This window comes from Streptomyces hygroscopicus, from assembly GCF_026168105.1.
Lineage (GTDB): Bacteria > Actinomycetota > Actinomycetes > Streptomycetales > Streptomycetaceae > Streptomyces > Streptomyces hygroscopicus_D.
The window spans coordinates 44,060-51,097 of the sequence record NZ_LBMW01000053.1 but is presented as its reverse complement, the minus strand read 5'-3'; the positions used below and the strand labels follow the sequence as shown (position 1 = coordinate 51,097).

Here is a 7,038-nt window from a genome sequence, read left to right as displayed (position 1 = left end):
AAGAGGACCGCCCGCACGCTCTAACGAGAGGCTTCATAAGCCCACCTCTTCACAGGCGTCACGGCCCTCCCCGCTCGAACACCCCGATGCCTCGATCCGACGCCTCGGGGATCCTTGGAAAGGAATTAGGTAGTTCCGGGAGTGGCGTTCGTAGCGGGGGCTGAGTCGTCGGTAGCCGGACAGCCACGAGATCGTCCGCTCGATCACCCACCTGCGGCACCCCAACCGTTCGCTGGACTCGATGCCTTTACGGGCGATGCGCACGCCGATGCGCTTGCCGCGTAACCATTTCCGCAGGTGGGGTATGTCGTAGGCCTTGTCGGCGTGCAGGCGCTGGGGCTTGAAGTGGCGGCCGCGGTGGGGGTCGTGTCTCGTTTGGTGACCCTCGACCATGGGCTTCGGCGCTCCGCTGTCGTGGGTGTTGGCGGCCGAGAGGCCGACGAGAAGGAACAGCCCGTTCGCGGCCGACAGGACGTGCATCTTGAAACCCGGCTTACCCCGGTCCACAGGGCTCGGGCCTGTGAGTTCGCCCCCTTTTTAGCCCGCACGTGAGCGGAGTCGAGGACCACGCGCGAGACGTCGATGAGGCCGGCGTCATCGAGTCGGTGCAGCACCGCCTCGTGCAGCCGACCCCACACGCCGGCCCGCGACCAGATCAGGAACCGACGGTGCGCGGTCGACTTCGATATCCCGAAGCACGGCGGCAGAGCCCGCCAGGCGCAGCCGCTGACCAGCACGTAGATGATCGCCGCGAACAGCGTCTCATCAGGCGTGTCCTGCGTTCCGCCGCCCTGAGGCCGCACCTTCGACGGTGGGATCAACGGCTTCGCGATCTCCCACAGCCCGTCCGGAACAATTCAACTCCACGTACCCCGCCCCATAGACAGCCCAACGAGCGATCACCACATAGGACACCGTCTAAGACCTCCGCCAACGTCCCCGCGGCTGGCCAAGGTATTGATGCAGGGCAGTGGACCGCTCTGCCACGGCGCCTACGCCGTCCCCCGGGCCTCCAGTCTTCGACAGAACACCTCGACGATCCCCTCCAAGAAGGCCCGGGCCTCCTCGCCGGGGTTCAGTGTGATCGTGCCGGCGCCCCAGTCGAGGGTGCCGGTGAGGGACTGGTAGTCGGCGTGCAGGTGGTGAAGGGCGCCTTCGATGCGGGGGCGCGGGCGGGGCACCAGGCGGTGGACCGGACGCACGTAGCCCTGCCAGCGGGTGGTGACCGCACGGCGCAGCAGCTCGGCCAGTCGTCCGGCCTGGCCGGTCACTTCGAGGTGGGCCGCAAGCGGCAGCGCCAGCATCTCGGTGAGCAAGGCGGCCTGAGACCGAGTCAGTTGCCAGCGGCCGCTTCGTTCCATCTCCTCGTAGGCCGCCGACGTGATGCCGAGCCGCAGCGCGACGTCGGCGGCTGGGTTCCCGGCGGCCAGCCGGTGCTCGCGTGCGGTGCGTGGCGCGGCCATCAGATCGCCGATCGAACACCACAGTGCCCCTGCCAGGGCGGTTAGTTCCTCCTCGGTCGGCGCCTCCTGGCCTGATTCCCAGCGCGTCACGGTCAGCGGCGACACGTGCAGGCCGTAGGCGGCTCCCATCACGGCTGCCACCTGTGCGGGGTGCATGCGCAGCAGTAAGCGCGTCCGGTGCGCTGCGCCGGGGTTGAAAGGGGGCCTGCCAGGCATTTGCGGGTTCATCGCTCCCTCCCCGGCCGGGGCAGGCATGCCCAGGCGCAGGAGCCCACTGGGGTGCGCTGCACGCCGCAGTCGGTGGCGTGCGCATGCACCAGGTACAGGCCTCGGCCGCTCTCGGCGAGTTGCCCGGCCGGGTCGTAGTGGTATGCGGTGGTCCGCTCCCGCCAGATCCCGTCGTCCTGGACACGGATCACGATCTTCTCCGCGGTACAGTCCAGGCGTAGGGTCACCCCGGTCGCGCCGCTGTGCAGCACAGCGTTGGTGACCAGTTCGGAGACCACAATGCGGGCGGCGTCGGCCATCTCGTCCCCCACGTGCCACCGGCTGAGCTGGGCGGTGGTGAACGACCGGGCCAGCGCGGCCGCGCGGCACTCGACCCGCATCGCGCACACTGCCACGCTGCGCGGGGGCGGATCGCCGCGGAACCTGCGTCGCCGTCTGGGCGATGGCCGGTCCGGCCGGGAGGCCGGCTCGGCTCGTGAGATCGGCTCGGGCCGGGCCACAACCGGTCCGAGGTGACGCACAGGATGACGGATGGACATCACGACTCCGCGGGGTCGTCGATCGGCCGGTGGTCTGCGAGCGGCGGTTCGGTGGCGACGACCAGGACCTCGAGGGTGCGCGGGCCGTGTACGCCCTCCACCCGCTTCATCTCGATGTCGCTGGTGGCCGACGGGCCGGAGACGAAGGTCAGCGGCCGGACCGGATCGAGGAGGGCCATGGCATCGGGCACCGAGCGCACGATCCGGTCGGCCGGGATCACGCACAGGTGGTAGTCGGGCACCAGGGTCAGCGCCCGGCGCCCCTGGCCCGGGCCGCCGTCGAGGACAAACGTGCCGGTGGCAGCGACGCCGGTGGCCGCGGTGGTGAGCACACCGTCGACGGCGTCCAGCGCGTCCAGGCCGACGGGCGGGTCGTCGCCGAGCACCCGAACCCCGGCCAGGCCGGCGCGCCAGGGCTCGGGGAACCCGTGCGGAACCACCACCGTGTCGGCGCCCCGCCCGGTGAGCGCCTCGGCGATCGCGGAGGGCGCGGCGGTTGCGTCAACCAGGCGTGCCGACGCGCCGTAGTCGGCGAGGCGTTCCAGGAAGAGCGCGACCGTCTGTGGGGAGCAGGCCTCCCCCGGGCGTTGCGCGCCGCCCGCGTTGCGGTAGCCCCGCGGCACCTGCGCGTACCTCTGCTCGACCGCGGACGAGTCGCCTACCGCGCGCCGGATGCGGGCCAGTACCTCCTCGCGCGCGGCCGAAGGAAATGAAGCCGTCACGGGTGCGTCCTCCTCCACCAGGTACGAAAGCTCTCCGGGGCGGGAGCCGGCAGGTCGCGCGCGTCGGTCCACCCCGCGAGGGGCCCGGGCATTCGGCGGATCCGCCCGTTGTGGCGCACCAGCCGGGCCGCGGCGGCCGCCATGCGCTGCGCCCCGGCCAGCCGTCGGGGGGAGGACAGCGTCCAGCGTGCCGCCGCCATCGCCAGCCGTTCCGGTCCCGGGAGCGGGCGCCGACGCTTGCCGTCCACCACGCGGGCGCGCAGGTGGACCAGGACCTCGGGAATGTTGATCTTGACGGGGCAGACCTCGTAGCAGGCACCGCACAGCGTCGAGGCGTAGGGCAGCGAGCGGTCCACCGGGGAGGCGGTGCCGCGCAGCTGGGGGCCGAGGATCGCGCCGATCGGGCCGGGGTAGACAGACCCGTAGGCGTGACCGCCCACCCGCTCATAGACCGGACAGACGTTGAGGCAGGCCGAGCAGCGGATGCAGTTGAGCGCCTGCCGGCCGATCGGGTCGGCCAGGGTTGCGGTGCGCCCGCCGTCGAGGAGAACGACGTGGAACTCCCGGGGCCCGTCTTGGTCGGCCGTCCCGGTCCAGGTCGAGGTGTAGGGGTTCATCCGCTCGCCCGTGGAGGAGCGGGGCAGCAGTTGGAGGAAGACCTCCAGGTCCTGCCAGCGCGGGACGACCTTCTCGATGCCGGCCAGGCAGATCAGGGTCTGCGGGAGGCTCAGGCACATGCGCCCGTTGCCCTCCGACTCGGCCACGACGACCGTCCCGGTCTCTGCGACCAGGAAGTTGGCGCCGCAGATGCCCACCTCGGCGCGCAGAAACTTCTCCCGCAGATGCCGCCGGGCCGCCTCCGCGAGCTCCTGCGGGTCGTCGCCGAGGGCGCCGGCATCGCCAAGGCCGTCGCCGGCTGCGCGCGTGCCCATCTCGCGGCGGAAGATCTCCCGGATCTCCGCGCGGTTGCGGTGGATGGCGGGCACCAGGATGTGTGAGGGCCGGTCCTGGCCGAGCTGCACGATGAGTTCGGCCAGGTCCGTCTCGTAGGCCCGGATACCGGCCTGCTCCAGGGCGGTGTTGAGGCCGGTCTCCTGGGTGGCCATCGACTTGACCTTGACCACCTCGTTCCGCCCGGTCCGCTTTACCAGGTCCGCCACGATGCGGTTGGCCTCCGCCGAGTCGCGGGCCCAGTGCACCGTGCCTCCCGCGGCGGTGACCTGCTCTTCGAACTGCAGGAGGTAGCGGTCCAGGTGGAGCAGGGTGTGCTCCTTGAGTGCGCGTCCGGCCTCGCGCAGCTCCTCCCAGTCAGGCAGCTCGCCGACCGCCTCGTCGCGCTTGTCGCGGATGGTGCGGGTCGCCTCGGCGAGGTTGCGGCGCAGTTGTGCGTCGCCGAGGGCGTCCCGCGCCGCCCGGGGGAACGCCGGCATGCCGAGGAACGTCGTGCCGTTCACCGGTGGGCCACCCCTTCTGCGGTACGGGGCGCGGACGCCGGCTCGTCCTCGGTGGACGCCAGGATCTCGGCGAGGTGGAGGGTGCGCACACCGGTGCGCAGCCGGGTCAGGGCGCCGCCGATGTGCATCAGGCAGGAGTTGTCCGTGGCGCACAGCACCTCGGCTCCGGTGCCAAGGACGTGCCGGACCTTGTCCGCGCACATGGCCACCGAGGTGTCGGCGTTCTTCAGCGCGAAGGTGCCGCCGAAGCCGCAGCACTCCGTGGCCGACGGCAGCTCCACCAGGTCGATGCCGTGTACGGCCCGCAGCAGCGCCAGAGGTTGGCGGACCGCCTTGAGCATCCGCAGCGTGTGGCAGGTGGGGTGGTAGGTGACCCGGTGAGGGAAGTACGCACCGACGTCCACCACGCCGAGAACGTCGACCAGGAACTCAGAAAGCTCGTAGACCGGTGGGGTGTGGCGCACCGCAGCCGCCAGCCGGGTGTCACCGGCCACCTCGGCCACCCGCCCGTGGTACTCGCGGACCATCGCGGCGCACGAGCCGGAGGGGGTCACGACGGCGTCGTAGCCGTCGAAGACCTCCGTGAAGCGGCGGACCAGCGGCACGCATTCGCGCTGGTAGCCGGTGTTGAAGTGCATCTGGCCGCAGCAGGTCTGCCTCAGCGGGAAGTCCACCGTGCAGCCCAGCCGTTCCAGCAGCCTGACCATCGCCCGGCCGGTGCCGGGGAAGAGGGTGTCGTTGAAGCAGGTGACGAACAACGCGGTGCGCATGGTCTCTCCGGTACGGAAGTTCACGGGAGCATCCCCGCCAGGACGCCGGACTGCAGGTAGACCAGCGCGCACAGCGCCAGCAGCAGGCCCAGGCTCCATCTGACCGCTCCGCGCAGCAGGTCCGACTCACGGCCGGCCAGGCCCACGGCGGTGGCCGCGATGGTGAGGTTCTGCGGGCTGATCATCTTGCCGAGGACGCCCCCGGAGGTGTTGGCGGCGACCAGTAGCGTGGGCGACAGGCCGGCCTTGGCTGCGGCAGTCTGCTGCAGGGTGGCGAAGAGCGCGTTGGCGGAGGTGTCCGACCCAGTGACGGCGGTGCCCAGCCAGCCCAGTACCGGGGAGAGGAACGCGAAGGCGGCGCCGGTGCCGGCGATCCAGGATCCGATGGTGATGGTCTGGCCGGAGAGGTTCATCACGTAGGCCAGGGCGAGCACCGCGGCGATGGTGAGTACGGCCCAGCGCAGTTTGACGAGCGTGGCGCCGAACTCGCGGGCGGCCGTGGCCGGGCTGATGCGGTAGGCGGCGGTGACGAGCAGGCCGGACAGGAGCAGCAGGGTGCCCGGGGAGGACAGCCAGGAAAGGTGGTAGACGGTGGTCGAGCTGACCTTGCCGGCCACCGTGAGGACCTGCCCGTCGAGACCGGGCCAAGGGATGTCGGCGGTCGTTGCGGCCAGCGCCTGCTCCACCGGCTTGACCAGGTTGGCGACCGAGAAGACGGCGATCACCACCAGGTACGGCAGGAACGCCATGAACAGGCGGGGGCCGGCGATCGCCTCCCGCGGCGCCTGCGTGGTGCCGGACGCCGCCGGCCGGGTCCGGATGCCCACCGCGGCGGCGGGGCCGGGGGCTGGGGCGGAGCCTGCCGGACCGTCGGGAGCCTGCGGGTGGGCGGCGCTCAGTTCGGCGCGGGCCTGCTCGCCGCCGCGCGGCTGCCACAGACGCAGGAAGACGACGACGGCGGCCAGGGCGGCGAGTGAGGCGATGATGTCGGTGAGTTCGACCGAGAGGAAGTTGGAGCTGGTGAACTGGGCCAGCGCGAAGACCGCCCCGCACACCAGGGCCACCGGCCAGGTCTGGCGGACGCCGCGCCGGCCGTCGACCAGCGCGACCAGCAGCAGCGGCACGAAAAGCGCGAGCAGCGGTGTCTGCCGTCCCACGTACGCACCGATCTCGGTGTAGGGGATCTTCGTCAGACCGCCGGCGGTGATGATCGGTATGCCGATGGCGCCGAAGGCGACGGGGGCGGTGTTGGCCACCAGGACGGTGACCGCGGCGCGGAACGGCGCCAAGCCGACGGCCATGAGCATCACGCCGGTGATCGCCACCGGGGCGCCGAACCCGGCGAGCGCCTCCAGCAGGCCGCCGAAGCAGAAGGCGATGATCACCGCCTGGACCCGAGGATCATCGCTGATCAGGTGAAATGCCTGGCGCAGATCCTCGAAGCGCCCGGTGACGACGGTCAGCTGGTACAGCCAGATAGCGGTGACCAGGATCCACACGATCGGGAAGAGGCCGAACCCGGCGCCCTCGCCGGCGGACAGTAGCGCGAGTCGGGCGGGCATGTGGTAGCCCGCGACCGCGACGACGACCGCCACGGCGAGGGAGGCGAGCCCGGCCCAGTGGGCGCGCAGCCGCGCGCCGCCGAGCAGCACGAACAAGGTGAGCAAGGGAAGAGCGGCCACGAGAGCGGACAACGCGAGGCTGCCTGCGACCGGGGAGAGGTGAGGCTGATACATAGCGGACCCTCATTAGCTTGGTCAGACCATAGCCTGGACAACTCCAAAGTTAGGTCCGCTACTCGGTTCCGGTCTAGAGCGTGACGCGAATTTCTTGTTTGGTCTGACCAAGCAATGGGCATACAT

The 7,038-nt window shown here is 70.9% G+C and carries 7 protein-coding genes; all 7 read right to left on the bottom strand.

What is annotated here, in order from left to right:
* Positions 1-33: 33 nt before the first annotated feature.
* A protein-coding gene (locus AAW14_RS33295) for an IS5 family transposase (RefSeq protein WP_265568165.1) occupies positions 34-857 on the bottom strand; the annotation gives its coding sequence in 2 pieces (ribosomal slippage) (positions 34-539 and positions 539-857; 825 coding nt in all).
* Between the two features lie 135 nt (positions 858-992).
* Entirely contained in the window at positions 993-1,619 is a 627-nt protein-coding gene (locus AAW14_RS33290) for an XRE family transcriptional regulator (protein ID WP_265568161.1), read from the bottom strand.
* Positions 1,620-1,687: 68 nt separating this feature from the next.
* Positions 1,688-2,071 (bottom strand): ATP-binding protein, encoded by a 384-nt coding sequence (locus tag AAW14_RS33285; RefSeq protein WP_265568160.1) that lies wholly within the window; start codon positions 2,069-2,071, stop codon positions 1,688-1,690.
* A gap of 158 nt (positions 2,072-2,229) precedes the next feature.
* Complete coding sequence (locus tag AAW14_RS33280) at positions 2,230-2,952, bottom strand: LutC/YkgG family protein (protein WP_265568159.1); 723 nt, start codon at positions 2,950-2,952, stop codon at positions 2,230-2,232.
* A complete protein-coding gene (locus AAW14_RS33275) occupies positions 2,949-4,382 on the bottom strand; it encodes a LutB/LldF family L-lactate oxidation iron-sulfur protein (RefSeq protein ID WP_416223415.1) in 1,434 nt (477 codons plus the stop codon). Before AAW14_RS33275 ends, AAW14_RS33280 begins: the two co-directional genes overlap by 4 nt.
* Before the next feature lie 20 nt (positions 4,383-4,402).
* Positions 4,403-5,176: a (Fe-S)-binding protein gene (locus tag AAW14_RS33270; protein ID WP_265568164.1), complete on the bottom strand. Its 774-nt coding sequence runs from the start codon at positions 5,174-5,176 to the stop codon at positions 4,403-4,405.
* 20 nt (positions 5,177-5,196) lie between these two features.
* Positions 5,197-6,912, bottom strand: coding sequence for an L-lactate permease (locus AAW14_RS33265; protein WP_265568157.1), 1,716 nt, complete (start codon positions 6,910-6,912; stop codon positions 5,197-5,199).
* Between the last annotated feature and the right edge of the window lie 126 nt (positions 6,913-7,038).